24 protein-coding genes and 3 tRNA genes are annotated in these 25,102 nt (G+C 62.2%); 10 read left to right on the forward strand and 17 right to left on the reverse strand.

Annotated features, from left to right (window positions below):
- Positions 1-69: 69 nt before the first annotated feature.
- The 7 genes from OS914_RS03120 to OS914_RS03150 all read right to left on the reverse strand — a co-directional run bounded on the left by OS914_RS03120 (position 70) and on the right by OS914_RS03150 (position 6,186).
- Positions 70-633, reverse strand: coding sequence for a cysteine hydrolase family protein (locus OS914_RS03120; RefSeq protein ID WP_267544590.1), 564 nt, complete (start codon positions 631-633; stop codon positions 70-72).
- Between the two features lie 57 nt (positions 634-690).
- Positions 691-1,332 carry a mycothiol-dependent nitroreductase Rv2466c family protein gene (locus OS914_RS03125; protein ID WP_267544591.1) on the reverse strand — a complete coding sequence of 214 codons (642 nt, stop codon included), beginning with the start codon at positions 1,330-1,332 and terminating at the stop codon, positions 691-693.
- Positions 1,333-1,429: 97 nt separating this feature from the next.
- The gene (gene clpX, locus OS914_RS03130) at positions 1,430-2,719 is read right to left on the reverse strand and encodes an ATP-dependent Clp protease ATP-binding subunit ClpX (protein WP_267544592.1); all 1,290 of its coding nucleotides are present in this window, start codon (positions 2,717-2,719) and stop codon (positions 1,430-1,432) included.
- 178 nt (positions 2,720-2,897) lie between these two features.
- A complete protein-coding gene (locus OS914_RS03135; RefSeq protein WP_267544593.1) occupies positions 2,898-3,569 on the reverse strand; it encodes an ATP-dependent Clp protease proteolytic subunit in 672 nt (223 codons plus the stop codon).
- A gap of 52 nt (positions 3,570-3,621) precedes the next feature.
- A complete protein-coding gene (locus tag OS914_RS03140) occupies positions 3,622-4,245 on the reverse strand; it encodes an ATP-dependent Clp protease proteolytic subunit (protein ID WP_267544594.1) in 624 nt (207 codons plus the stop codon).
- Positions 4,246-4,584: 339 nt separating this feature from the next.
- Complete coding sequence (gene tig / locus OS914_RS03145; RefSeq protein ID WP_267544595.1) at positions 4,585-6,030, reverse strand: trigger factor; 1,446 nt, start codon at positions 6,028-6,030, stop codon at positions 4,585-4,587.
- Positions 6,031-6,112: 82 nt separating this feature from the next.
- A tRNA-Pro gene (locus tag OS914_RS03150) sits at positions 6,113-6,186 on the reverse strand.
- 154 nt (positions 6,187-6,340) lie between these two features.
- Here OS914_RS03150 and OS914_RS03155 point away from each other — a divergent pair.
- Positions 6,341-6,411, forward strand: a tRNA-Gly gene (locus tag OS914_RS03155).
- 41 nt (positions 6,412-6,452) lie between these two features.
- On the opposite strand, the gene OS914_RS03160 is transcribed toward OS914_RS03155, so the two are convergent.
- From OS914_RS03160 to OS914_RS03170, 3 genes are all read right to left on the reverse strand, one after another.
- Positions 6,453-7,385, reverse strand: a complete 933-nt coding sequence (locus OS914_RS03160) for an Fpg/Nei family DNA glycosylase (protein WP_267544596.1) — start codon at positions 7,383-7,385, stop codon at positions 6,453-6,455.
- Between the two features lie 51 nt (positions 7,386-7,436).
- The gene (locus OS914_RS03165) at positions 7,437-7,919 is read right to left on the reverse strand and encodes a ribose-5-phosphate isomerase (RefSeq protein WP_267544597.1); all 483 of its coding nucleotides are present in this window, start codon (positions 7,917-7,919) and stop codon (positions 7,437-7,439) included.
- 86 nt (positions 7,920-8,005) lie between these two features.
- On the reverse strand, positions 8,006-9,022 hold the full coding sequence (locus tag OS914_RS03170) for a hypothetical protein (RefSeq protein ID WP_267544598.1): 1,017 nt from the start codon (positions 9,020-9,022) through the stop codon (positions 8,006-8,008).
- 224 nt (positions 9,023-9,246) lie between these two features.
- Between OS914_RS03170 and pepN the strand changes: the two genes are divergently transcribed.
- The 4 genes from pepN (at position 9,247) to OS914_RS03190 (ending at position 13,601) form a co-directional block, all read left to right on the forward strand.
- The gene (pepN, locus tag OS914_RS03175) at positions 9,247-11,793 is read left to right on the forward strand and encodes an aminopeptidase N (protein ID WP_267544639.1); all 2,547 of its coding nucleotides are present in this window, start codon (positions 9,247-9,249) and stop codon (positions 11,791-11,793) included.
- A gap of 38 nt (positions 11,794-11,831) precedes the next feature.
- Positions 11,832-12,299, forward strand: a complete 468-nt coding sequence (locus OS914_RS03180; RefSeq protein ID WP_267544599.1) for an OsmC family protein — start codon at positions 11,832-11,834, stop codon at positions 12,297-12,299.
- 193 nt (positions 12,300-12,492) lie between these two features.
- Complete coding sequence (locus OS914_RS03185) at positions 12,493-13,140, forward strand: mechanosensitive ion channel family protein (protein ID WP_267544600.1); 648 nt, start codon at positions 12,493-12,495, stop codon at positions 13,138-13,140.
- Positions 13,137-13,601, forward strand: coding sequence for a globin (locus OS914_RS03190; protein ID WP_267544601.1), 465 nt, complete (start codon positions 13,137-13,139; stop codon positions 13,599-13,601). The genes OS914_RS03185 and OS914_RS03190 overlap by 4 nt, the downstream gene beginning before the upstream one ends.
- Before the next feature lie 71 nt (positions 13,602-13,672).
- On the opposite strand, the gene OS914_RS03195 is transcribed toward OS914_RS03190, so the two are convergent.
- On the reverse strand, positions 13,673-14,341 hold the full coding sequence (locus OS914_RS03195; RefSeq protein ID WP_267544602.1) for a DUF8185 domain-containing protein: 669 nt from the start codon (positions 14,339-14,341) through the stop codon (positions 13,673-13,675).
- A complete protein-coding gene (locus OS914_RS03200; protein WP_267544603.1) occupies positions 14,338-14,853 on the reverse strand; it encodes an acyl-CoA thioesterase in 516 nt (171 codons plus the stop codon). The genes OS914_RS03195 and OS914_RS03200 overlap by 4 nt, the downstream gene beginning before the upstream one ends.
- A gap of 93 nt (positions 14,854-14,946) precedes the next feature.
- Here OS914_RS03200 and OS914_RS03205 point away from each other — a divergent pair, with 93 nt between their 5' ends.
- Positions 14,947-15,846 (forward strand): acyl-CoA thioesterase, encoded by a 900-nt coding sequence (locus OS914_RS03205; RefSeq protein ID WP_267544604.1) that lies wholly within the window; start codon positions 14,947-14,949, stop codon positions 15,844-15,846.
- A 141-nt stretch (positions 15,847-15,987) separates the two neighbouring features.
- Here OS914_RS03205 and ettA read toward each other — a convergent pair whose 3' ends face one another.
- The 3 genes from ettA to OS914_RS03220 all read right to left on the reverse strand — a co-directional run bounded on the left by ettA (position 15,988) and on the right by OS914_RS03220 (position 19,027).
- A complete protein-coding gene (gene ettA, locus OS914_RS03210; protein WP_267544605.1) occupies positions 15,988-17,670 on the reverse strand; it encodes an energy-dependent translational throttle protein EttA in 1,683 nt (560 codons plus the stop codon).
- A 193-nt stretch (positions 17,671-17,863) separates the two neighbouring features.
- The gene (locus tag OS914_RS03215) at positions 17,864-18,445 is read right to left on the reverse strand and encodes a single-stranded DNA-binding protein (protein ID WP_267544606.1); all 582 of its coding nucleotides are present in this window, start codon (positions 18,443-18,445) and stop codon (positions 17,864-17,866) included.
- 509 nt (positions 18,446-18,954) lie between these two features.
- A tRNA-Arg gene (locus OS914_RS03220) sits at positions 18,955-19,027 on the reverse strand.
- A 185-nt stretch (positions 19,028-19,212) separates the two neighbouring features.
- On the opposite strand from OS914_RS03220, the gene OS914_RS03225 reads away from it, so the two are divergent.
- Both OS914_RS03225 and OS914_RS03230 read left to right on the forward strand, forming a co-directional pair.
- On the forward strand, positions 19,213-19,731 hold the full coding sequence (locus tag OS914_RS03225) for an Asp23/Gls24 family envelope stress response protein (RefSeq protein WP_267544607.1): 519 nt from the start codon (positions 19,213-19,215) through the stop codon (positions 19,729-19,731).
- Positions 19,728-19,919, forward strand: coding sequence for a DUF2273 domain-containing protein (locus tag OS914_RS03230; protein ID WP_267544608.1), 192 nt, complete (start codon positions 19,728-19,730; stop codon positions 19,917-19,919). The genes OS914_RS03225 and OS914_RS03230 overlap by 4 nt, the downstream gene beginning before the upstream one ends.
- Positions 19,920-20,081: 162 nt before the next feature.
- On the opposite strand, the gene OS914_RS03235 is transcribed toward OS914_RS03230, so the two are convergent.
- Positions 20,082-20,258 (reverse strand): LuxR C-terminal-related transcriptional regulator, encoded by a 177-nt coding sequence (locus OS914_RS03235; protein WP_267544609.1) that lies wholly within the window; start codon positions 20,256-20,258, stop codon positions 20,082-20,084.
- Positions 20,259-20,599: 341 nt separating this feature from the next.
- Here OS914_RS03235 and OS914_RS03240 point away from each other — a divergent pair, with 341 nt between their 5' ends.
- Positions 20,600-21,724 (forward strand): YihY/virulence factor BrkB family protein, encoded by a 1,125-nt coding sequence (locus OS914_RS03240; protein WP_267544610.1) that lies wholly within the window; start codon positions 20,600-20,602, stop codon positions 21,722-21,724.
- 102 nt (positions 21,725-21,826) lie between these two features.
- Here the strand turns inward: OS914_RS03240 and malQ are convergent, their stop codons facing one another.
- On the reverse strand, positions 21,827-24,010 hold the full coding sequence (gene malQ / locus OS914_RS03245; protein WP_267544611.1) for a 4-alpha-glucanotransferase: 2,184 nt from the start codon (positions 24,008-24,010) through the stop codon (positions 21,827-21,829).
- Positions 24,011-24,165: 155 nt separating this feature from the next.
- Here malQ and OS914_RS03250 point away from each other — a divergent pair, with 155 nt between their 5' ends.
- Positions 24,166-24,819 (forward strand): SDR family oxidoreductase, encoded by a 654-nt coding sequence (locus tag OS914_RS03250; RefSeq protein ID WP_267544612.1) that lies wholly within the window; start codon positions 24,166-24,168, stop codon positions 24,817-24,819.
- Positions 24,820-25,102 lie beyond the last annotated feature (283 nt).

Here is a 25,102-nt window from a genome sequence, read left to right on the forward strand (position 1 = left end):
CGACGCGGCCGCGGGTGCTGCCCACGATGGGAAAAGCACCTGCGGCTGCGTTGAATGCCGGATCTGGCGCTAGTTCGCGGCCGCCGCGAAGTCGATCGAAGCGGTGGTCGCTGTTGCTCCGCGCCGCCCCGGCGCCCTCTGATACCGCCAGTAGAGGTTCGTATGGGCGATGACCAGCTCCGGCGCCGGTGCGCCCCACTCGCTCTGGTCCTCGGTGGTGTGGGCGTCCCCGACCAAGGTTGCATCGTAGCCGCGAACGATCGCCCCGTGCAGCGTCGACTGGATACAGGCGTCCGTCTGCGCCCCGGCAATGATCAGGTGTCCCACTTTGCGCCCGGCAAGGATATCCTCCAGATCGGTGGCCTCGAAGGAATCCCCGTAGTGCTTGTGGACCAGCGGTTCCGACTCGTCGCGCGTCAGCTCTGGGACGTACTGCCAGCCCTCGCTGTCCTGCGGTAGGTCGTCGTCGGAATGTTGAATCCAAATGACTGGCGCGCCCTGCGCTCGTGCCTTGTCCACCAGAGAGACAATATTGGCGACCACGCCGTCCCGGTTGTACGCGCCGGCCATGACGTCATTCTGGACATCGATAACGAGCAGCGCGGTAAGTGAACGCCCTGATAGAGAGGTCATAACGGTCTCCTCCGCACATGTAGCCTACGGCTGACAAACAGCCGGATAAAGCTGAGCTTACTGGGCCTGCGGGTCTTCGGTGCGGCTGCGCTTGAGTTCGAAGAAGTAGGGGAACCCGGCAAGGGTGACGGTGGCGTCCCATAGGCGACCGGCATCGTCACCGCGGGGAATCTGGGTAATCACCGGGCCGAAAAATGCCGTTCCGTTAAAGGCCACGATCGGAGTCCCGACGTCCTCGCCCACCAGGCTGATGCCGGACTCGTGGCTGGCGCGAAGCGGCATGTCGTAGACGTCCTCGTTAGCAAACCGCTGCAGATCGGGGTCGAGCCCCACCTGAGCCAGCGCCTTGGCAATGACCTCCGAGTAGTCCTGATTTCCGTTCACGTGAATCTCGGTGCCCATCGCGTCATAGAGCTCCTTGACGTAGTGCTCGCCGTGCAACTCACGTGCTGCGGTGATCACGCGCACCGGGCCCAAGCCGCGTTTCATCAACGACTCGTACTCCTCGGTGAGGCCGGGGCGCCCCTGATTGAGCAGCGACAGGCTCATCACGTGCCAGTGAACGGAAATGTCCCGGACCTCTTCCACCTCGCCGATCCACCGTGACGTTGCCCAGGCGAACGGGCACAGCGGGTCAAACCAGAAATCCGCGCCGTTGGCCTTTGCTGTATTGGACTTCGAATTCGCGGATTCAGTCATGGTTTCTCCTCATTGGATCATCTGGAAATAGTGCAGATCGGGCCGGGAATAAGAAACAGCAGCGGATGGGAAGCAGCAGCTGCCAGGCACAGCGGCGTCAGGCCGACTTATTGCGCCGCTTTGCCACCACGTCATGCGGGATCAGGGTCGGCTCGGTGACTGTATTCACCACGTCAGCGGTGATCACCACGCTCGCGATATCGTCCCGCCCGGGCAGGTCGAACATCACCGGCTGCAGCACTTCTTCCATAATGGCCCGCAGACCTCGTGCCCCCGTACCCCGATCAAGAGCCTTGTCGGCAATCGCATGCAGGGCATCGTCTTCAAAAACCAGCTCCACGCCGTCGAGCATGAACATTTTCTGGTACTGCTTGACCAGAGCATTCTTGGGCTCGGACAGGATTTGGATCAGGGCCGGACGATCCAGATGCGAGACGGTGGTGATGACCGGGAGACGGCCGATAAATTCGGGAATGAGGCCGAATTTCAGCAGATCCTCCGGCATGACGTCACCATAGCTGGCTTCAACGCGCTTGAGCGCGCTCAGCGGGGCACCAAAGCCTATACCCTTCTTACCCGCCCGTGAACCGATTATTTCTTCCAGCCCGGCAAAGGCACCGGCCACAATGAAGAGCACATTCGTGGTGTCAATCTGGATGAATTCCTGATGCGGATGTTTCCGCCCGCCCTGCGGCGGCACGGAGGCCACTGTTCCTTCAAGGATCTTCAACAGCGCCTGCTGCACGCCCTCCCCGGAGACGTCCCGGGTGATGGATGGATTTTCGCTCTTGCGCGAGATCTTATCGATCTCGTCAATGTAGATAATGCCCTGTTCGGCTTTTTTGACATCGTAGTCAGCGGCCTGGATCAGTTTCAGCAGGATATTTTCAACGTCTTCGCCGACGTATCCCGCCTCCGTCAACGCGGTCGCATCCGCAACCGCGAAGGGAACGTTGAGCCGGCGGGCAAGCGTTTGCGCCAGGTACGTCTTCCCGCAGCCGGTCGGTCCGATGAGCAAAATGTTGGACTTGGCCAGCTCCACGTCTTCGTGGGCCCCGCCCTCGGCCAGCGCATTGCCCCGAGAGCCGTGACCGGCCTGAATACGCTTGTAGTGGTTGTACACAGCCACGGCGAGGGAACGCTTAGCTGGTTCCTGGCCAATGACGTATTCCTGCAGAAAATCAAAGATCTCGCGAGGCTTGGGGAGTTCAAAACTGCCCAGGTCGGCCACTTCGGCCAATTCCTCCTCGATGATCTCGTTGCACAGTTCAATGCATTCGTCGCAGATGTAGACGCCAGGACCGGCGATGAGTTTCCGGACCTGCTTCTGGCTCTTGCCACAAAAGGAACACTTCAGTAGATCAGTGCTCTCGCCCATCCGAGCCATCTGTGTTTCCCTTTCGAATCGGGCGCAATGCGCCTTGGCCCTTGAAGCGGGCCGGTAGTCCGGGCTGTCGTGCCCCGGACCATGCCTCCACTCTAGGCCACATACCCTGTCCCAAGTGGAAGCCAAACGCCGGGGCGGCGTACTTTTCCTTCGGCGCCCCGGCGGTACTTTACGGCTACTACTTGGTGATGGCCTGCGGCTTGATCTTCCGGGGCGCCAGCACCTCGTCGATCAGACCGTATTCCTTGGACTCCGCCGCGGTGAGGATCTTGTCTCGTTCGATGTCGTTGTTTACCTGCGCCGGGGTGCGCCCGGAGTGGCGCGCCAGTGTATCTTCGAGCCACGTGCGCATACGCATAACCTCATTGGCCTGGATTTCAATATCCGAGGCCTGACCACCGTCGCCGCCGGACAGGGCCGGCTGGTGAATCAGAACGCGGGCATTGGGCAACGCCAGCCGCTTGCCCGGCGCCCCGGCGGCAAGCAGCACAGCTGCGGCGCTGGCCGCCTGGCCCAGGCACACGGTCTGGATCTCCGGGCGGACAAACTGCATAGTGTCGTAAATGGCCGTCATGGCGGTAAACGATCCACCGGGCGAGTTGATGTAGAGGGTAATGTCGCGATCCGGATCGGTCGATTCCAGCACCAGCAGCTGCGCCATCACATCGTCCGCGGAGGCGTCGTCGACCTGGACACCAAGGAAAATAATCCGGTCCTCGAACAGCTTGGTGTACGGGTCCTGACGCTTGAAACCGTAGGGTGTACGCTCCTCGAATTGAGGCAGCACGTACCGGCTGGTGGGCATATTGGCAGCGAAGCCACCGGCTGACGCTCCGAAATTGTAGGTCATTGTTCTCTAAGCTCCTGAAGTATGGGGAATCGGCGTAGACGGGGACCGGTGACTATTCCTGGGCAGTTCCACCACCGCCGGAGACGGAGCCGGCATGCGCTGCGATCTTGTCGAAGAAACCGTACTCCAGCGCCTCCTCGGCCGTGAACCACTTGTCGCGGTCGTTGTCCTTGAGGATCTTTTCCACCGTTTGTCCAGTCTGCTCGGCGGTCAGGTCTGCCATGACCTTCTTCATATGCAAAATCAGTTCCGCCTGGATCTTAATGTCCGACGCGGTTCCGCCAATTCCACCCGAGGGCTGGTGCATGAGGATACGGGCGTGCGGGGTGGCGTAGCGTTTGCCCTTGGTGCCGGAGGACAGCAGGAACTGACCCATCGACGCCGCCAAACCCGTGGCCACAGTGACCACGTCATTGGGGATGTACTTCATCGTGTCGTAAATCGCCATGCCCGCAGTAACGGAGCCGCCGGGCGAGTTAATGTACAAGAAGATGTCCTTGTCCGGATTCTCGGCCGAGAGCAGCAGCAGCTGGGAGCAAATGACGTTCGCGTTATCGTCGCGGACCTCCGAGCCCAACCAAATAATCCGCTCCTTGAGCAGTCGGTTGAAAATGTAATCATCGCGGCCAGACGCGTCCTGCGTCGCCATCGTCGGGGCTGTACTTTGCTGGGTCATGGTGAAACTGCCTCTCGATCGTGACTGCGTGCCGGCTCAGCATCTGCTGCAACAGGCACTGTCATCCTGCGAACATCTCTTCCATGGACAGTAGCCGTTTGGACCGACAATTTGTTTCGTGAAACCGACCTGTTCGCTGACGGCGCATCACGGTCGGCAGGACGGACGACGGCGGCGCAGGCGGGCTTAAAGCGCGCCGCCGCCGGTCCCAAAGGGAACCGGCGGCGGCTTCGGTACCGTTCACAGTGCAGCGGCACCGGACGTCCTGAACGAGCGCTGCTGTCCAAAAAAACGCTGGCGAACAGCGCCCCTCAGACGATCGATGCTGGAGCGGACCTGCTAGAAGCGGGCTGCGCCCGGGTCGTCGCCTGCAGGCGCATCTTCTTCAGCGGGCTCTGCCGCATCAAGCACGGCATCCTCTGCAGAGTCCGTTGCGTCGGCGTCGCCGGATTCGAACGCCTCGATGTCGTCGTCGTTCGTTTCCACCTCGTCGTCACCGGCGCTGACGAAGGAACTCAAGTCCACGGCTTCACCCTTGGTGTCGGTGACGTTGGCCTGCCCCAGAACCAGGGCCAGCGCCTTGCGGCGGCGGACCTCGGAGACGATCATCGAGACCTGGCCGGAGGAATCAAGCATTTGGGCGAACTGATTCGGTTCCATACCGTACTGGCCGGCGGAGGAAACGATGTACTCGATCAGTTCGTTCTGGCTGACACCAATTTCTTCCTTGTCAGCGATGGAGTCGAGGATGATCTCGTTGCGGAAGGCACGCTCAGTATTCGTCCTGACCTCGGCGCGGTGATCTTCGGTGTCATGGTCCTCACCGCCGTGGCTGCCCTCGCCGGTGAAGTGCTGCTCCAGCTGCTCGGCGATGACCGATTCCGGAATCGGAACCTCGATCATTTCCAAGAGCTTATCCAGGACCTTGTCCCGGGCCTCGACACCCTGGTCGACCGTCTTGGCTTCGGCGACCTGCTTGGCCAGATCCTCGCGCAGCTCGGCAATGGTGTCGAATTCACTGGCCAACTGGGCAAAATCATCGTCCGCTACCGGAAGCTCGCGCTCCTTGACGGACCTTACCGTCACCGTCACCTGAGCCGCTTCACCGGCATGGTCTCCGCCCGCCAGCTTGGTGTCGAAAATGGTCTCTTCATCCACGCTCAGGCCCGTGACAGCCTCATCGAGGCCCTCCAGCATGGTGCCGGCCCCGACCTCGTAGGACAGGCCCGACGCGGAGTCAACCTCCTCGCCGTTGATCCGGGCCGAAATGTCGATCGACAGGAAGTCGCGCTCAGCAGCCGGACGTTCAAGGGTCTTCAGCGTGCCGAAGCGGCCACGCAGCTCATCGAGGGCCTTGTCGATATCCTCATCGGCGGTCTCTGACGCCGCAACCTCAACAGCGATAGCGCTGTAGTCGGGGAGCTCGATCTCGGGACGGACGTCCACCTCGACGTGGAACTTCAGCCCGCCGTCGGTTGCTGCCGGGTCCGGAACCTCGGTGATTTCAACCTCGGGGCGGCTGAGCGGGCTGATGCCCGCTTCCTGGACCGCAGCCTGGTACCAACCATTGAGACCATCATTGACGGCCGTCTCCAGGACGTAGCCGCGGCCAACACGCTGGTCAATGAGGCGATTCGGGACCTTGCCCTTCCGGAAGCCCGGGACCTGGACCTGGGTAGCAATCGTCTTGTATGCCTCATCGATGCTGGGCTTCAATTCCTCGAAGGGAACCTCAACATTGAGCTTGACCCGAGTGGGTGTGAGGTTTTCGACGGCGCTCTTCACAGCATGTACTCCTGAAATGGTCGATAGGTGAGTAGTCAATAGCAGCACGTATCCGGCGTTTGCGTTGTCGGATAATGCTGAGTCGGGGCGACGTGATTCGAACACGCGACCCCCTGGTCCCAAACCAGGTGCGCTACCAAGCTGCGCCACGCCCCGCAATGCACCGGTAAGTCTACGGGCAAAACATGGCATGTGCACAATTGCGGGCACAATGCCCTCCCTGTCCGCCCAGCATTTGACAGCACCTGCCCCCGGTATGGTGTAGTTATACCCGGCTGCTGAAGCGCACGCGTTTGCGGTTGGCCTGCACGGGGGCGTAGCTTAATGGTAAAGCCTCAGTTTTCCAAACTGATGACGCGGGTTCGATTCCCGTCGCCCCCTCAGCTCACTTCCCCCAGTGCCTCAATTGCCGGCCCCGAGCCTCACTCCTGGCAGCGCGGACACCAATACAGCTTCCGTCCTCCTAGCTCGACCAGGGCAATCTCAGTTCCGCAGATCCGGCACGGAAGTCCTTCCCTCTTGTAGACGTAGTGCGCCTCCCCCACTGGCACCGGTGTTGCCGGTGAAGCCCGGTCCACAGGGCTGGTCGTGATAATCCGACCATCACGGACGCCGTCGCTCATCACCGAGACAATGTCCAGCCACAAGGCCGCGAGCCCTTCCGGTGACAACGCGGAACCCGGTAACCACGGGTTAAGTCGCTGCCGGAAGAGGACCTCCGCCCGATAAACATTGCCGACGCCGGCCAGAACCTGTTGATTCATCAGCAGCAGCGCCACTGCGGTCCGGCTGGCACCGACCCGCCGGGAAAATTCTGCCGCATCACCGGAATGGCTGTGCAGGGGATCCGGACCCAACTTGCCGACCGCGGTGGCCGCTTCCGCCGGCGTGAGGACCTCGCAGGCGGTGGGTCCGCGCAGATCGGCCCAGCCGTGCCCGGAGACCAGCCGGACCCGGACGGCGCCACGGGGCTCCGGCGGCCCGGCGTACCCTAGGGAACCGGGCGCCCCGCTGCTCTCAATTCTGCTCCCTCCGACTGGCCCCGCACCGGCGGCTGGGATCTCCCTCTCGCCGATCCGCCTCGGTGCACCGATGCTTGACGCACCCGCAAAAGTCTCATCCCCGCCGAAGTCCCAGGCACCGTAGAGGCCCAAATGCACGCGGAGCAGCAGTTCGTTGTCGAACCCGAGGAAGAGCTGTTTGCCGTGCGCGTCCGCCCTTAGCAACACCTGCCCGTCCAGCAGCGCCGCTCCGGACGCGAAGCGTCCCTGCGGACTGGAAACACTGAGCCGCTGGCCGGCAAAGACATCCTGGAACTGGCGGGCGAGCCGCTGGATTGAATGGCCTTCAGGCATATTTTTCTCCGCGGACACGCTGGACGGGCGGCATGCTCTGCAGTCTTGGCGTTACTGGGTAATCTGGCCGGTGGTTTCGTACCCGCTGATCTTGGCAATGCGGCGAACATGGCGTTCGTCGCCGCTGAAAGGTTCGGTTAGAAACGCCTCAATAATCTGTGTTGCCTCCTGGACGGAGTGCTGGCGTCCGCCAACGGCGACAACGTTGGCGTCGTTGTGCTGCCGGGCCAGTCGTGCGGTGTCCACATTCCAAGCCAGCGCCGCGCGGATTCCCCGGACTTTGTTCGCAGCTATCTGCTCGCCGTTGCCGGAGCCGCCCAACACGATGCCCAGCGCCTTGATGCCCTTGGCCTGATCCGCTATGACCGCCTGCGCGGCACTGATACAAAACGCCGGGTAGTCATCCTCGGCGTCATAGACCTTCGGTCCATGATCGACCATTTGGTAGCCGGCGGCGCCCAAGTGCTCGATCAGATGCGAGCTCAATTCCATGCCGGCGTGATCTGTGGCGATATGGATGCGGGTGACGCTCATGGAGGGGTCCTTTTCGTGGCGGTTTCTGATCCGGCTGTGTGGCTGTTCGCGTGGTTCCTGACTCCCAGCCTACAAGTTTCCCGGCCTTATTCCGGCAGCGGCGCCGGCCCTGGGGCGCTCCGCCGTCCGGCGTACTTATTGAGCAGTGTTGCCAGCGCGTCGCCCTCTTCCCTGTTCGGCGCACCGATGATGACGGCTGTGCCGTTTTCCAGCCGGACGACGACGGCGGGACCGCTGGCTGCCATAAAGGACGCCGTTGCGGTGTGCCGGCGCAGCCCCCATCCGCCATAGTCGCGCGCCCGGGTATCCAGCACCGCAGCTGCCTCAACCGCCTCCACCGGAGTGCGCAGGACCGGCAGCACGCCGGCCAGCAGCACCCGCGCGCCATCACGATCGGCGTCCACCAGGGCCGTGAGCGAAAAAACCGCAGCCAGCGCCAAGACGAAGACCAGCGCCCCGAGCCATGGCAGCGCCACGGCAATCAAAGCACCGGGTAAAACTCCGGCCAGCAGGATCATAATCAGAACCGAACTGCGCGGACGGATCCAGTACATCAGCCGGTTCCGCGCCAGCTCCGGGTCCAAAGCAACCAGCAGCGCCTCGTCGTCGCGGCGCGTCCACTGCTCCTCCGGCTTGTAAACCATCGCTATCACCACCCCGAGGGACAGTGCCGCGCCGCTGCCCATCGCCAGAACCACTGGGTCCGGCTGCCCGCCCGGCGCGTGGCCGCTGCCGGCCTGGGCCACCAAGGTCGACCCGAAAAGCGCTGTCAGGAACAGTTCCGCCGAGAAGGCGGCGCCGAGCAGAACCCGCCGGGCCGCCCGCGGCAGCGACGTCCGCGCCGCCTGGGTTCCTATGGCTATTCCCACAACCGCTATGCATGCCGCGCCTACACCCAGGTAGCCAACGGGAGTCAACGGTGAACTGCCGAACGGCAGCACGGCACCTCTGGGGACTTCGCCCCGCAGAGTGTAACCGGCCAGCCCGAAGCAGATCGCCAGAACCAAGGGGAAAGTGATAGAAAATCTCAGTGCGCGCTTATCCACGCCCGCGCGTTCCCCTGCGGTCGTCCCGGCTGCCCTTGGGCGCTTTCTGCGTTTCATGCATTCTCCATCGTTCCGGTGTTCTTGCTCCAGCCTAATCCTCCGCAGGCGTATCGGGCCCTGCCGTCCGGTTATCCCTTTCGGAGGACAGGCCTGTCAGCATTCGGCCGCCGGAAGGAAATAGATGGAACAATGATCCCAATGCCGCGGGCGATCCTAACCGGCGGCATCCCGTCCGCCAAACAACGGAGACAACGCCAGTGCCTGAGAATCAACCGACCGGAATGAATCTGACCCGCGCCGAGGCACGGGAACGGGCGTCGCTGATAGCCGTCGATTCCTATCACGTCACCCTTGACCTCACGCGCGGCAAGTCCGTCTTTTCCTCCACCACCGTGGTGAAGTTCCGCGCCACCGCTGGCGACTCCACGTTCATCGATGCCATCACCGACTCGGTGCACTCGGTGACGTTGAACGGCGTCGAGCTTGATCCAACGGCCGTCTCAGACGGCGTCCGCATCCAACTGGCCCAGCTGGCGGAGACGAACGTCTTGACGGTTGTCTCCGACGCTCCGTACATGAACACCGGGGAAGGTCTGCACCGCTTCGTTGATCCGGTGGATGGGGAAGTCTACCTTTACAGCCAGTTCGAGGTCCCGGACAGCCGGCGCATGTTTGCCGTCTTCGAGCAGCCGGATTTGAAGGCAACCTTCACCTTCAACATCACGGCACCGGCTTACTGGGATGTCATCTCCAACTCGCCGACGCCACAGCCGCTGACCGCGGGAGAGAACGCCACGTGGAACTTTGAGCCCACGCCGGTGATGTCCTCCTACATCACGGCACTGATCGCCGGGCCCTACCAGAACGTCCGCAGCGAGCTCACCAGCTCCGACGGCCGCACCGTCCCGCTGGGGGTCTTCGCCCGCAAATCCCTCATGCAGTATCTGGACGCGGAGAATATCTTTGAACTCACCCGCCAGGGCTTCGAATTCTATGAGCAGCAGTTTGGCACCCCCTATCCGTTCGCCAAATACGATCAGCTCTTCGTCCCGGAATTCAACGCCGGAGCAATGGAGAACGCGGGAGCGGTGACGTTCCTGGAAACATATGTGTTCCGCTCCAAGGTGACCGACGCCGTCGTCGAGCGCCGCGCCATCACCATCCTGCACGAGCTGGCGCATATGTGGTTCGGGGATCTGGTGACCATGCGCTGGTGGAACGATCTGTGGCTCAATGAGTCCTTTGCGGAGTTCATGTCCACGCTCGCGGCGGCGGAAAACACCCGCTACACCAACGCCTGGACCACATTTTCGTCGATGGAAAAGTCCTGGGCCTACCGGCAGGACCAACTGCCCAGCACGCACCCGATCGTGGCGGAAATCAACGACCTGGATGATGTGCTGGTCAATTTCGACGGCATCACCTATGCCAAGGGTGCCTCCGTGCTACGCCAGCTGGTGGCCTGGGTGGGGCAGAAGGAATTCATGGCCGGCGTGCGGGCGTACTTCGACAAGCATGCCTGGGGCAACACCGAGCTGGCCGATCTGCTCCGTGAGCTCGAGGCCTCCAGCGGACGCGACCTGAAGAACTGGTCCGCCCTCTGGCTGGAAACAGCCGGTGTGAACACTCTGCGCCCGCAGATCACCGTGGATAACGACGGCGTCATCACCGGTTTTGCCGTGCTGCAGTCGGCTGTGCCGGACTACCCCACCCTGCGACCGCACCGTGCCGCCATCGGCTTCTACAATCTGGCGCAGGAGGGACCGGATTCGGGCAAGCTGGTCCGCACCCACCGGGTGGAGCTGGATGTGGACTCAGACCGCACCGAGGTCCCTGAGCTGGTCGGCATGGCACGACCGGCGCTGGTCCTGCTCAACGACGACGACCTGGCCTACACCAAGGTCCGGCTCGACGAGACGTCCTTGGCAGCGGCCAAGGCACATCTGAAGGACTTCGCCGATTCCCTGCCCCGCACGCTGGTCTGGGGGTCGGCCTGGGACGCGGCGCGCGATGGAGAAACCCCGGCCCGCGAATACGTCCATCTGGTGCTGGCCAATATCGGCGCTGAGTCGGATTCCTCGGTGGTCACGGTGCTGCTGCGCCAGTTGGCCACGACGCTGGCGTTCTACGTTGCGGACGACCATCGCCAAGCCGTCACGGAGCAGACCGGAGACATCCTCTTCACCCTCGCCGGGCAGGCGGCGCCGGAATCGGATTCACAGCTGCAGTTCGTGAAATCCTTTGGCTCGCTGGCGCGCAGCCCCAAGCAACTCGATGCCGTTGCGCAGCTCTTCACCGGCGACGGCGGACTGGTCGGCGTAGAGGTCGATCAAGACCTGCGCTGGGAGCTGCTGACGTCCCTGGTGACCGGGGGCCGGAAGGGCGCGGCCGACATCGAGGCCGAGCTGGCCCGGGACCATACCCAGACGGGCGAGCTCGCGGCCGCGGGCGCCCGGGCCGCTATTCCCACGGCGGAGGCCAAAGAAGCTGCCTGGCAGGCCGTCGTCGTTGCCGGCGACATGCCAAACGCAGCGCAGCGTTCCGCGATCAGCGGCTTCGCCCGAGTCAATGACACCAAACTGCTGGAGCCTTTTGTGGCCAAGTACTTTGCCGCCATCCGCGAGGTCTGGGCCACGAAGTCACACGAGATCAGTTCCACCATTGTCACCGGCCTCTACCCATCTCAGTTGGTGGCGCAGAGCACCGTAGACGCAACCGATGCCTTCCTGACCGAGCTCGGCGGCGATACACCGTCATTGCGCCGTCTGGTGCTGGAAAGCCGGGATGGCGTGGTCCGCGCGCTGAAGGCCCGCGCGGCGGACAAGTAACGGCGGCGGGCCGGTGCCGCCCGACCTAGACTGGGTGCATGGTCCGCAACGAGCACTCCTATGCAGTATCCGTTTCGTGGACGGGTAATCGCGGTACCGGCACCTCCGGGTACCGCGATTACGGTCGCGGACATGACATCGCCGCCGCGGGACTGCCAAAGCTGCAAGGCTCGGCGGATCCGACCTTCCACGGCGACCGGGACCGCTGGAATCCCGAATTATTGCTGCTGTCGGCGCTGGCCCAGTGTCATATGCTCTCGTACCTGCACGTGGCAGTGAACCATGGGTTGGTCGTGACCAGTTACCATGATGAGGCGGTCGGTGTACTGGCGCTAAATCCCGACGGCAGTGGACAAGTTGTCTCGGTAACCCTGCGCCCGGTCGTCGGCCTTATGAACCCTGACCAGGCAGACCTTGCCGCCAGGCTGCACACGGAGGCGGCGCACAAGTGCTTCATCGCCCGCAGCGTGAATTTCCCCGTCCACCACGAACCCACGATCACGTAAGCAATATCACCAGGGCTGCGTCCACCGGCTGACCACGCCGCGGTGAGTGGGCAGATATGCCCCTCCGCGGTGGCATTTAAGGGGCAGATGTACCCACTCACCCGACGGGTCGGGGCGCACATTCGGTTGGCTTATCGGCGCTAGGGTTAATGGAAAGGAAAATCCGCAGGACCGACGGAAGGGCTTAATCATAGTGACATGGAATTGGGATCTGGCCTGGAGCCGATTACTGGCCGTGGGAATAGCCATCCTGATCAATCTGGTTGTCTGGGCTGTATTGCGCTTGATCATCTCGCGCATCGTGCGGCGGATCCGCATCGGCAGCAGCATATTCAATGTCCGGGGATTCAAGTGGGCCCAGCCAGTTCTGCGCACCCTTGACAGCGAACGCCGGGTTAAGCGGGCGGAGACCATTGGATCGTTGTTGAACTCCGTGGTGACCGTGGTGATAGTGGTCATTGCGGTCATCTACGTCCTGCAGGTCCTGGGCGTGAACATCGCTCCCGTCCTGACCAGCGTAGGTATTCTAGGAATTGCCATCGGTTTTGGCTGCCAGCAGCTAATCAGGGACTTCCTGGCCGGCATCTTCATCACGATGGAAGACCAGTATGGGATAGGCGATGCGATCGAAACCAGCGAGGTCGTGGGGGTCGTGGAGTCCGTCGGACTACGCATCACCCGGGTCCGCGCACCCGATGGCGCCATCTGGTACCTGCGCAACGGGGAGATCCTCCGCCTCGGAAACCGCTCGCAAGGCAACTACATCGCCCCTACATCCGACTCCCCCGCGCCCGGCAGCCCGGCATCCTCGTCCGACCCGATCGGAGGCGCCGCCAGATGACGATTGAAAGTACGGGCAGCCCCGCAGCTGACGACACAGGCACGGCCACGGTCACAGGTCCGGGCACCGGCACCGGTAACGGGACCGGGACCGGCAGCTTTTACGATGAAGTCGGCGGACACGAGACCTTTGTGCGGCTGGTGCACGTCTTTTATCTGGGGATTGCGCAGGATCCGCTTTTGCGCCCGATGTACCCGGAGGATGATCTGGGTCCAGCCGAAGAACGAATGCGCATGTTCCTGGAGCAGTACTGGGGCGGACCCCGAACCTATTTGGAGCAGCGCGGCCACCCGCGGCTTCGGATGCGCCATGTCCCGTTCATCGTGACGCCGCAGGCGCGCGACCGTTGGCTGGTGCACATGCGCACCGGCGTGGACGCACTGAACCTACCGCCGTTACAGGAGGCGACGCTCTGGGATTATTTGGAGCGGGCCGCCCATTCGATGGTGAACGCGGCTTAAGCTCGGCCCACGCGTTGCCCTGTGAGCAATGCCGACGCACTACCGATGCACTGCTCAGTGGGTTGGTCCCCTCAGATCTCCGCGCCAGGGCGGATCAGGACGTGGCCGCGGCCCGTACTCAAGCGCAACCAGCGTGCGGACCGGAACAGAACGGCAGTTTCCCCGGGGGTCAGGAACCCGAGGACGTGGGCGGCAAAGGCGGCGCCAGCAGGCAGAGCCAAACCAATTCCTGGCATTAGACGGCCCCAAACCGCGGCCCGGGCATTATTGACAATCATGGTGCCCGGATTTACTGGAATGATTTGTGCCACTTCCCGCGCACCATCACCGGCGATCTGAATCAGGTGATCCGAGTCGATCTCCTGCACGCGTTCCCAGCCTCCCCGCGGCGCACTGATCCCGGCCCAGGACTCGTGCAGCGTCGTCGGGGGCACCGCAAGTCTGACGTCGTCGTCGGCCATCCGCGCCAGCCGATCCGAAACCGCGGCCAGCGGCACAGTAGCATCAAGGTCTGCCGGCATCGCCAGAGCCATGGTGCGCAGCCCCAGAATCGTGGGCGTCCCCTCACCCAACAGCTTCGGTCGCATCACGCAGACATAGGCGGCCAAAACGGTACCGGCGGCAACCAGACGCGTGGCGCCGTCGTCGGCGGCGCGGGCCCTGGACACAAACGTGCGCAAATCTGCCACCGTGCCTTGGTCCGCGAGCTCGAGTACAGGCTGCGGCGTAGCGCCGCTCATGCCTTGGCGCCAAGAGGAGCCACGGTGACGGCCGCCGCCTGCCGGCGCCGAAAATGCACTTCGTCGCCCAGCCAGGTTTCCAGGGCATGGCGTTGAGTCGCGCTGAGCCGGACCGGGCGTCCCGTCGCGCGCGACACCACGACTATGCCGGAGCTGGCCTGGGCATAGATCACGGAGCCGTCCGGTTCCGCCACGGTGTAACCGAAATCAAAACTGGAGCCGCCCAGCCGGGTAACCCAGATGTTCACAAAGACCGGCTCCGGGCGGAAGACCAGCGGCGCAAGATACTCGATCTCGTGCCGGCCAACCAGCGTGAAAAGATCCTCACCGACCAGATCCTCGAAGGAATCCGCCGGGCCTGCCCCCGGGCCTGCCGCTGTGCCCAGCGGGGTGTGGAACAGCTGGACACGGGCGTCCTCGAGATACTGCAGATACGTCACGTTATTTACATGCCCATACGCATCAACATCGCCGAAACGGATCTGCAGCGGGATTTGGATCACTGTTGCCATCCCTCCATCATCGCCCAGCGCGCCGAAGCCAGCGAATCGTGTTTCCGGCCACGACGGTTTGGGCACCTTGGAAATGGCACATAGAGTCATTTCATGACTGAATCCACCGCGGTACAGGAACCGATGACGACGCTGCTGGAACTGCTGGATCTCAGCGAGGCGGACGGCGCGCAAACGGATGAGGAAATCTTCGTCGGCGTCTCGCAGAAACAGCCCGCGCAGCGAGTGTTCGGTGGTCAGGTGCTTTCGCAGTCGCTCATAGCCGCGAGCAGAACCGTGCAGACCAACCGGCCGGTGCATTCAATGCACGGCTACTTTCTGCGTCCAGGCGATGCCAATCAGCCGATCACCTTCGGCGTGCAGCGGCTCCGCGACGGGCGCTCGTTCTCGGCCCGGCGCACGCACGCGTATCAGAATGGCGTCCCCATCCTGTCGATGATCGCTTCTTTCCAGATCCCGGACACGGGCATTGAACACCAGGACGCGATGCCGCTGGACGTCCCCGATCCGGAAACGCTGCCCAGCGCCGCTGACTTATTGGGCGGCATCGATCACCCGGTGGCACAATCATGGGCTTTCGGCCGGCCGTTCGATATCCGGCATATCGAGAGCGATATCTACCTCAAAGTGGACGACAATCGCGCAGCACGTCAAGGCGTCTGGATCAAAACCATAGGCGCCATGCCAGATGAACCGAACCTGCATCGTGCGGCGCTCGCTTATGCCAGCGACTACACCCTGCTGGAGCCCTCCCTCCGCCGGCACGGCATCAGCTGGATCACCAAGGGGCTCAGTATCGCAAGCCTGGACCACGCGATGTGGTGGCACCGCCCCGTCCGCGTGGACGAATGGCTTCTCTATCTGACCGAATCCCCCAGCGCTTCCGGAGCCCGTGGGCTTAATACCGGGAAGATCTTCAATCGTGCCGGGCAGCTGGTAGCCTCCGTGGCGCAGGAAGGCATGATCCGCCTCCCCGACGCAACTCTCGCCTAGCATTTCGTCCGCGGACAAACAACCGCAGCTTCCGTCGTAACAGTTCCGTAAAAAGGCGCCGGACGATGAGCAAAAGCACCTGCAAAGAAACAACGGCCGGCCCCAGAGGACCGGCCGGTGCTTATTCGCACACTTCTGCCGTCAGTCGCGCGTCAGTCGGCGGTGCGTGACGCTGTGCGGACGCGCTGCATCTGCCCCTAGACGCTCAATCTTATTGGCCTCGTAGGAGTCGAAGTTACCCTCGAACCAATACCAGTTGGCCGGATTGTCGTCGGTGCCTTCATAGGCCAAAATATGCGTCGCCACCCGGTCCAGGAACCAGCGGTCGTGCGAGACGACCACGGCGCAGCCCGGGAATTCGAGCAGGGCATTCTCCAGGCTGCTCAAAGTTTCAACGTCCAGGTCGTTGGTCGGCTCATCGAGCAAAAGCAGGTTCCCGCCCTGCTTCAGGGTCATCGCCAGATTGAGTCTGTTCCGCTCCCCGCCGGAGAGCACTCCTGCCTTCTTCTGCTGGTCCGGGCCCTTGAAACCGAAGGCTGCAACGTAGGCGCGAGAGGGCATTTCAACCTGGCCGACCTGGATGTAGTCCAAACCATCGGAGACGACTTCCCACAGGGTCTTATTCGGGTCAATCCCGCCGCGGCTTTGATCAACGTAGGAGATCTTGACCGAATCCCCGACCTTGAGTTCGCCGCCGTCGAGCGGTTCAAGGCCAACGATGGTCTTGAAAAGCGTCGTTTTGCCCACGCCGTTGGGGCCGATCACGCCGACGATTCCGTTGCGGGGAAGGCTGAAGGACAGTCCATCGATCAGGACGCGATCGTCATAACCCTTCTGCAGGTTCTTTGCATCCAGTACCAGTCCGCCCAACCTCGGGCCCGGCGGGATCTGGATTTCTTCAAAGTCCAGCTTCCGGGTGCGGTCAGCCTCGGCGGCCATTTCCTCATAGCGGGCCAGGCGTGCCTTGGATTTGGTCTGGCGGCCCTTGGCGTTGGAGCGGACCCACTCGAGTTCCTCGGTCAGCCGCTTGGCCTGCTTCGCGTCTTTCTTGCCCTGGACTTCCAGCCGGGCGCGTTTCTTTTCCAAATAGGTGGAGTAGTTGCCCTCGTAGGGGTACAGGTGACCGCGGTCCACCTCGGCTATCCACTGGGCCACGTGGTCAAGGAAATACCTATCGTGCGTTACGGCGAGAACCGCGCCGGCATAGCTGCTGAGGTGCTGTTCAAGCCAGAGCACGCTTTCCGCGTCAAGGTGGTTGGTCGGTTCGTCCAGCAGGAGCAGATCCGGCTTCTGCAGCAACAGTTTGCACAACGCCACCCGCCGCCGCTCACCACCGGAGAGAACCGTAACGTCCGCATCCCCTGGTGGGCAGCGCAGAGCGTCCATCGCTTGTTCCAGCTGTGAATCCAGATCCCACGCGTCGGCGGCGTCAATGGCTTCCTGCAGCCTGCCCATTTCCTCAAGCAGCACATCGAAGTCGGCGTCCGGGCTGGCCATTTCCTCGGAGATGGCGTTGAAGCGTTGAATCTTCCCATGGATCTCTGCGACACCTTCTTGGACGTTGCCGAGCACAGTTTTGTCCTCATTCAACGGCGGTTCCTGGAGCAGGATCCCCACCGAGTATCCCGGGCTCAGCCGCGCCTCACCATTGGACGGCGTGTCAAGCCCGGCCATGATTTTCAAGATGGTTGATTTACCAGCACCGTTCGGACCCACGACGCCGATCTTTGCCCCCGGAAAGAAGGACATACTTACGTCGTCGAGGATTACTTTTTCGCCGACGGCTTTGCGGGCCTTGGTCATTGTGTAGATAAATTCCGCCATGCATCAAGGCTAGCCGGTGCCGGAAGATAACTCACATTCGCCGATCATCGGTTGACCTTGGACGCGCCGCCGGGATCACCTAGGCGACTTTTTTGCGACCTTAGGGCGGGGACCGAATACGCGCTCCCGAAGCCGGGAGGGACCCGAATACGCGCTCCCGCTGGCACGTCGCGGTTTAAACGTTCCCATAGCGCTAATAGGGCGGTTCTGCTGTTACAACTTCTCCGGTAGCCGTATTCACGAAACCGCCTTCCTCCAAAGCTGAGACGTCGTCGGGGATTTCCCCCACAGTCGTGGTTCCCGGACCATCGCTTGAATCCAGGGCAGCTTCGGCGGCATCATCGTCCTCGCCCGCGCCATTCGCGTTCTCCGTCCCCTCGCCCGGCTCTCCACCGCCTCCGGTTTCCCTGCGCGTGGCGGTATGCCGTTGGAAAACCGCCGTGCCCCAGAACAAATCGTGCCCCAGAGTGTCAGCGTCCAGGTTGACCGATGTCCCGGTCCGCCCATCATCACGGACCCATTGCCGGATCTTTAGCCTGCCGGTCACGATGACACGTTGGCCCTTATTGACGCTGAACGCCGTGTTCTGGGCCAGCTGGCGAAATGTCGATACGTGATACCAGTTGGTGTCTCCATCCGCCCACTCATTCGTGGCTTTATCTTGTTTCCGCTCAACCGATCCCAATTCAAAGCTGGCGATGCAGACCCCTGCTTCCGTGGTGAAGCGCCGAACTTCCGTTGCGACGAAGCCGCGGACCGTAATCACATCAGTCATGTCAATGCCTTTCCTCGTGCCACCATTCGCGGCGCTATGCAGATGCTTCAAGCAAACTGCGCCGGAGGTCAGAGGACCAGAGCCTGGAGTGGCTCTGTGGTCAGCGCCGATGGCATGGGTGCCTGTGGAGGAGGAGGGGACTATCGTTGTGCGCCCGCGGTTCACGAAAGGGCGCGTGGCCGGAACACGGCGCACGGGTGATCCTTGGATGCGAGCGCCGGCGACGTCACCCAGACGGCAGCGGCAAGGTCGTCGCGTTCACCGTGGCCGCCTCTCAGTGTCGCGTGCAGCGCATTTTCGACCGCCCAGGATCACTTCGTTTCATGCATCCATCAAGGTGGCGGCGTCAAGGTTGCGGCGCAGGCCAAGCTGCCGTGGTCTCCCCGTAGAACCACCTCGTGGACTATGGAAGCGTACATCGGCCCAAAACCGCGGGTTCCCGGGGTGCCGACCTAAATCCTGAGAAGACGTAAGCCTGATCTACGTTCGCGGTCTCGATACTCACCGTGTGCCCCCGACGCGACTCGAACGCGTAACCTACGGATTAGAAGGCCGTTGCTCTATCCATTGAGCTACGGGGGCGACGAATGAAATAGTACTACGCGACTACGCCCGGTCCAGAATGCTACCCGGCGGCGTCACCGCTGCAGTAACCAAAGTCTGTGATAAAAACCGGGTCCGCAGCCCGAAGGATGGAGTCCGTCACAGCGTCCTACTAGTGTGAGCATCACCACGATGTTCCACGGATCGATTCAGGAGTGAGTGCCTTGACTAATCAACCGCAGACCCCGTCCATCTTTGCCAGCAACAGCCCGGCCAAGAACAACCCCGCGAAGAACACGCCGCCGTCGGGCTCCACCACCCTCTCCGGCGATCCCGGGAACGGCCGCGGCAGCACCACAATCGCAGACGCGGTCGTCGCCAAGATCGCCGGAATCGCCACCCGTGACATCCCTGGGGTTTATGCTCTCGGTGGCGGCGCGGCACGTGCCCTGGGGTCGCTGCGGGACGCGATCGGGCAAAGCGATGTGGCGCAGGGCATCAGCGTTGAAGTGGGCCAGACTCAGGCCGCCGTCGACGTCACGCTCATAGTGGAATACCCGCATCCCCTGCAGAACGTCGCGCGCAGTGTCCGGGACGCCATCTATACGGCTGTAGAAGACCTCGTCGGTCTGCAGGTTACGGAGGTCAATATCAACATCACGGACGTTCACATCCCCACGGATGATGATAAAAGCTCCTATGACGCCCGTCAGGACACGCAGCGCGGCACCCGGGTCTCATGAGTACCACCGTTGCAGGCGTAGCAATCGGCGCGACATTGGCAATCACCGGCTTGGTCTTCGGGTTCTGGGGCTTTTTGCTCGTCACGATTTTCATGATTTTCGGAGCGGTTCTCGGCAGGATGGTGGAGGGCCGGCTTGATTTCCGCAGCATCGTGGACGCATTTCGCGGCAAGCGCTCCTCCTCATGAGAGTGACCTGCCGTTTACCCCGGGTTTGACCCGAAGTGGGGGGTGATGGTGCAGGACAGCACTCCGTTCGACCTGCCGGCCGCGGGTGCTGGAAATGTTCGTTGGGGTTGCCCTTCTGCGCCGTTGTTGGCCGCCAGCCGACTCAACCTCCGAACCGCAGGGTCAGTCAGCACGGCTGCCAAGGTACGCGATGACCGCGAGCACACGCCGATGGTCCTGCGGTGTGTTGGCGAGGTCAAGCTTGGCGAGGATGCTGGCGACGTGCGTCTCCACCGTGCGGGCTGTCAGCCACAGACGTTGGGCGATGCCGATGTTGGTCCGGCCCTCGGCCCGTTTCAAGAACGCTGCTATGCAGGTTCATCGAGTAACTGCCGGAACCGGGCCCTCCACAACTCCGACGACGACGTCACGGCCGGTGGGAACATACGCCGCCGGTACCGCTGACGGCACACGGTCGCCGAGGGCAGTGGTGATGAACCTGACGTCTACTTTCTCTGCCGGACGCCCGCCAGGCAACGTGAGCCCACTAACAGGCGCTGATCGCCGCCCAATAGGAATTGGGACACCGCTGCACGGCGTTGCCAGAGCACCATGCACTCAGTACGCTTAGCAGTTGACGAGTGGACCGAAATGGACCACGGCGGACAGCAAGGCCGGCCCCGGCCGGACGGAGGACTCAGATGGGCTCAAACGGATCCAAATCCAGTACCGCCAAAGCCAGCACGGCGCCGGCTCCAGACGACGACCGAAAACCGGACACGCCGGCCCAGATAGACAAGCCGTCGTGGAAGTATATTGCTAAGAAGACCCTCCGGGAGTTCAGCAAGGACCAATGCCCCGACCTGGCCGCCGCCCTCACATACCATGCCGTACTGGCCGTCTTCCCTGCACTTCTAGCCTTGGTATCGCTGCTCGGCGTAGTAGGACAGGCCGAAAAAACCACGACTGCGGCTCTGGACGTGGTGGCAAAACTCGTACCCGCATCCACGGTGGACGTGATCAAGGGTCCGCTCACGCAGCTCACGCACTCCTCCAGCGCTGGCCTTGCTCTGGTTGGAGGAATTTTGGTGGCGTTATGGTCGGCGTCCGGTTACGTCGGAGCCTTCAGCCGGGCCATGAACCGAATCTACGAGATCGACGAGGGCCGCCCTTTCTGGAAGCTTCGGCCGATAATGCTCGCCGTGACGGCTCTGGCGATAGTGCTGGTGGCCGTCATGGGGCTGATGCTGGTATTGAGCGGCCCCATAGCCCAAGCCGTGGGTGACAGCATCGGGCTTGGCAGCGCCGCAGTGCTGGTGTGGAACATCGTAAAGTGGCCTGTGTTGCTGATCCTCGTCGTGATCGTCATAGCAATTTTGTACTACGCCACCCCTAACGTTCAGCAGCCCAAATTTCGCTGGATGAGCATAGGCTCACTGATCAGCCTCGTCATCTTCATCCTCGCCTCGCTCGGCTTTGCCATCTATGTGGCCAACTTCAGCCACTACAACAAAACATACGGAACCATTGGCGGTGCCATCGTGGTGCTGCTGTGGCTGTGGATTCTTAACATGTCGCTGCTGTTCGGCGCGGAATTCGATGCGGAAATGGAGCGCGGCCGGGAGCTCCAAGCCGGAATTCCCGCCGAAGAATCAATCCAGCTCCCGCCGCGCGACACGAGGCAAAGCGATAAACGACAGGCGCAGGAAGACGAGGAGGTAACCCGTGGGCGCGAGATACGCGAATCTGCCGCGGCGGACGGAGCAGAAAAAAATGCAGGAGAGCGGCCGTCGGGGAAGGCAGGTTCCCAGCCCCCACGGAAATAGCTGGCTTTTCCCGCCAAACTTCTTGATCTCACAAGCACCCTTATGGTCCAGATTCGGGAGTAGGACCGAACAAAACCTCAGTCTTGGTTGAATCCGTAGATGTTAACTATGCTGGCGACCCCCTACGGCCGCAACCAGCGAGGCCAAACGCTCGTTTCCGGGTAGATCATCCAACATAAACACCTTCCCGTCCGCACCCGCGAGCGGAATACGCCAGTTCGGGTATTCATTCCTGGTCCCTGGCTGGTTTTGCGTGCGCATCTCCCCCACCGCATCCACCAAGGCCACGCCAAGGAGGGACGATGGCGTCGCGGCAGTGAACTCATAGAGCGCTTCAACCGTCAAGCGCACCGCCCGCTCGTCCAGCTTCCCGGACGCATCGGCGGCAGGCTGACCCGGCGCCAGGAACCCCCGAGAACGCAGCAGCTCAAAGACTTGCCCCTGGGCCGCTGCATCCGCCGCCCGCTCCTGCTCGACGGGTCGGTTCAGTAAACCTAGGGATTCGCGCAGCGACACATGCTCGCCGGCCAAGTAGCCCGCGGTCGGTGGCAGGTCATGCGTGTTAACGCTCGTCAGGCACGACCGGCGGTATTTCTCCGGCGGCAATGGCTTCCCGTTCTCGCTTTCAAACCACAAAATGGACGTCCCAAAGATGCCCCGCTCCGCCAGGTACTCCCGCACCCACGGCTCAAATACTCCTAGATCCTCGCCGATCACCACGGCACCGGCGCGCTGCGCCTCCAGCGCAAGGATGCCGATGAGTGCTTCGTGGTTGTAGTAGACATATGTCCCTTCGCCCGGCGCTTTCCCTTCCGGAATCCACCAGAGCCGGAACAGACCAAGAATATGATCCACTCGAATCCCCCCCGCGTGCCGTAGGAGGTTTCGCAGCATATCCCGATACGGTGCGTAGCCTGCTGATTCCAGCCCGGCCGGATGCCACGGGGGCTGTGTCCAGTTCTGGCCCTGCTGATTAAACATGTCCGGCGGCGCCCCGACGGTCACCCCTCGGGCCAGCACATCACGCAGCATCCAGGCATCCGCGCCATGAGTGTCCACCCCCACGGCCAGATCATGCATTATGCCAATGTCCATTCCGGCGTCCTTCGCGGAACGCTGCGCCGCCTCAAGTTGCTGGTCACAAATCCATTGCAGCCACCGGTAAAACCCGATCCGGTCTGCCAGCACCTCCCGCTGGGCACGTGCACCGGGGGCGTGCGGACTGTAGAACTCCGCGCTCCACTGTGGCGCATCTGCCGGGAAGTTCTCAGCCAAGGCGCACCAGAGAGCAAAATCGTCCAAGTCCTGCCCGTGGAAGTCCAGAAACGCGGTGAACTGCGCGGCCCGGGCCGGCGACAGTTTCACGGCATGGACCAGTTCCAGGGCGGCAAGCTTTGCCGTATAGGCCGTGTTCCTGTCCAGCATCTCCGCGTTGTAATTGGCCCGGTGCTGGTCCGCCGCCCAGCTCTCTACCCGGGCCCGGTCGCCGTCCGGAAGGTAGCCGTACTCCGGGATGTCCTCAACGCGAATGTACAGCGGGTGGAAGAATCGCCGGCTACTGGGAAGATACGGCGACGGTTCCACCGGCGGCACAGGGTCCCCCGCATGCAAGGGGTTGACCAGCAAGAAACCCGCCCCGTATTCAGCACCCGATATCGCCGCCAGATCGGCCATGTCCAAGAAGTCTCCGATTCCCCAAGAGCGCGAAGAACGCACTGAGTACAACTGCGCCATCAGGCCCCAATTGCGCTCACAATTTAAGGAGGCAGTGGCCAACCGCGCGGGCGTGACCACCAACCCGCATTCGGCGGTGACGTCGTCGTACCTCGCGTGCAGAACGTGCCAGCCCAGCGGCAAGTGTTCCGGGACGGCGAAGACCAGCCTCGAAGTTGGGACGCCCGCAACGTCGCGTGACTGTAGATCCCCCGCGAGCGGGCGCATTTCGTGCCGGGTTCCGTCCTCCGCGACAATCCATACATGAACATCACTGCCCTCGCGGGCATGGACAGGAACCTCTATTTGCTGCCCCTCATGAAGAACGACGACGGCCGGAAGTAATCGCTGCCAGGGTCCGGACTCTGCGCCGGCTAGTGACCCCGCAATTTCCTGCGCTGTGCCGGCCCGGACATCCATGGCCGCGAGTACTTGTCGCAACGTAGTTTCCGCTACATCGTGTTCGGCCCCGTCCCAGCCCCGAAAAGAAGTTCCGACGCCGTGAGCACGAGCCAGCCGCAGCAGCCCCTCGGGCGCCCTCGGCTTTTGGTGAAATTCCAGTACATCATCCATGGGCCCACTCTATTAGCAACGGCGCCTTGGTCTGGCAGAGTCGGGCCGCGCCTGACATCCGCTCCTGTCGTGCACCGCCGGTGTCCCTGGGCGAATGCCCATGTCTACAGTAGTAAGGAAGCCATCGGACAAATGAAGACCATGGAGGAAACGCTATGTCACGAATCGCCATCATTGGAGGACACGGAAAGGTTGCCTTGGAACTGGCCCGGATCCTGACCTCCACCGGGCATCAGGTCAGCTCACTTTTCCGCAATCCCGACCATGCTGCCGAAGTCTCCGCTTCAGGCGCTACCCCCGTCGTCGCGGACATTGAACATCTCTCCACGCCGGAGCTGGCCAGCAGGATTAGGGGTCACGATGCCGTCGTCTTCGCAGCCGGGGCCGGGGGTGGCTCAGCCGAGCGCACCTATTCTGTGGATCGGGATGCAGCCATCCGCTCAATGGATGCGGCGCTATCTGCCCGAGTTAGCCGCTACGTCATGATTTCCTATTTTGGCGCCAAACCTGATCATGGCGTGCCGGAGGACAACAGTTTCTTCCCCTACGCCGAGTCCAAGGCAGCTGCGGACAGCCATCTGGCCCATACGGATCTGACTTGGACCATTCTGGCACCCAGTACGCTGACCACGGCTGAAGGAACCGGACAAATTGAAACAGGGCCTGATCTGACGCCCACCAAGGTAGCTCGCCAGGACGTGGCACGCGTCGCCGCAGTAGTCCTTGACCGCCCGAACACCGCAGGCAAGGTTATCCGCTTCAACAACGGCAGCACGCCGATCGATCAGGCGCTGGATGGGACAAACTGACAATACCGCTTCTAAAACAAGCAGCAGGGTGGAAGCCGCACATCGGTCAAACAGACCGGGGTGTGCTCAGTGCCAGTGCTCAGTGCTCAGTGCTCAGTGCTCAGTGCTCAGTGCCATGAATCCGCTGCGCGTGGTCGAGGCTTGTGGCCTAGGTCCCGGTGATGATGGTGCGGGCGAAGTTTTGGGCGTCTTTGAGGTCGTCGTGGTAGGTGTTGCGGATCCAGGGATTCTCGGTGTACCCGGCCGCTGGTCCTCCGTTTGGGGTGGTGCCTGTCCTCGCGTT

Source organism: Arthrobacter endolithicus, from assembly GCF_026627425.1.
Lineage (GTDB): Bacteria > Actinomycetota > Actinomycetes > Actinomycetales > Micrococcaceae > Arthrobacter_M.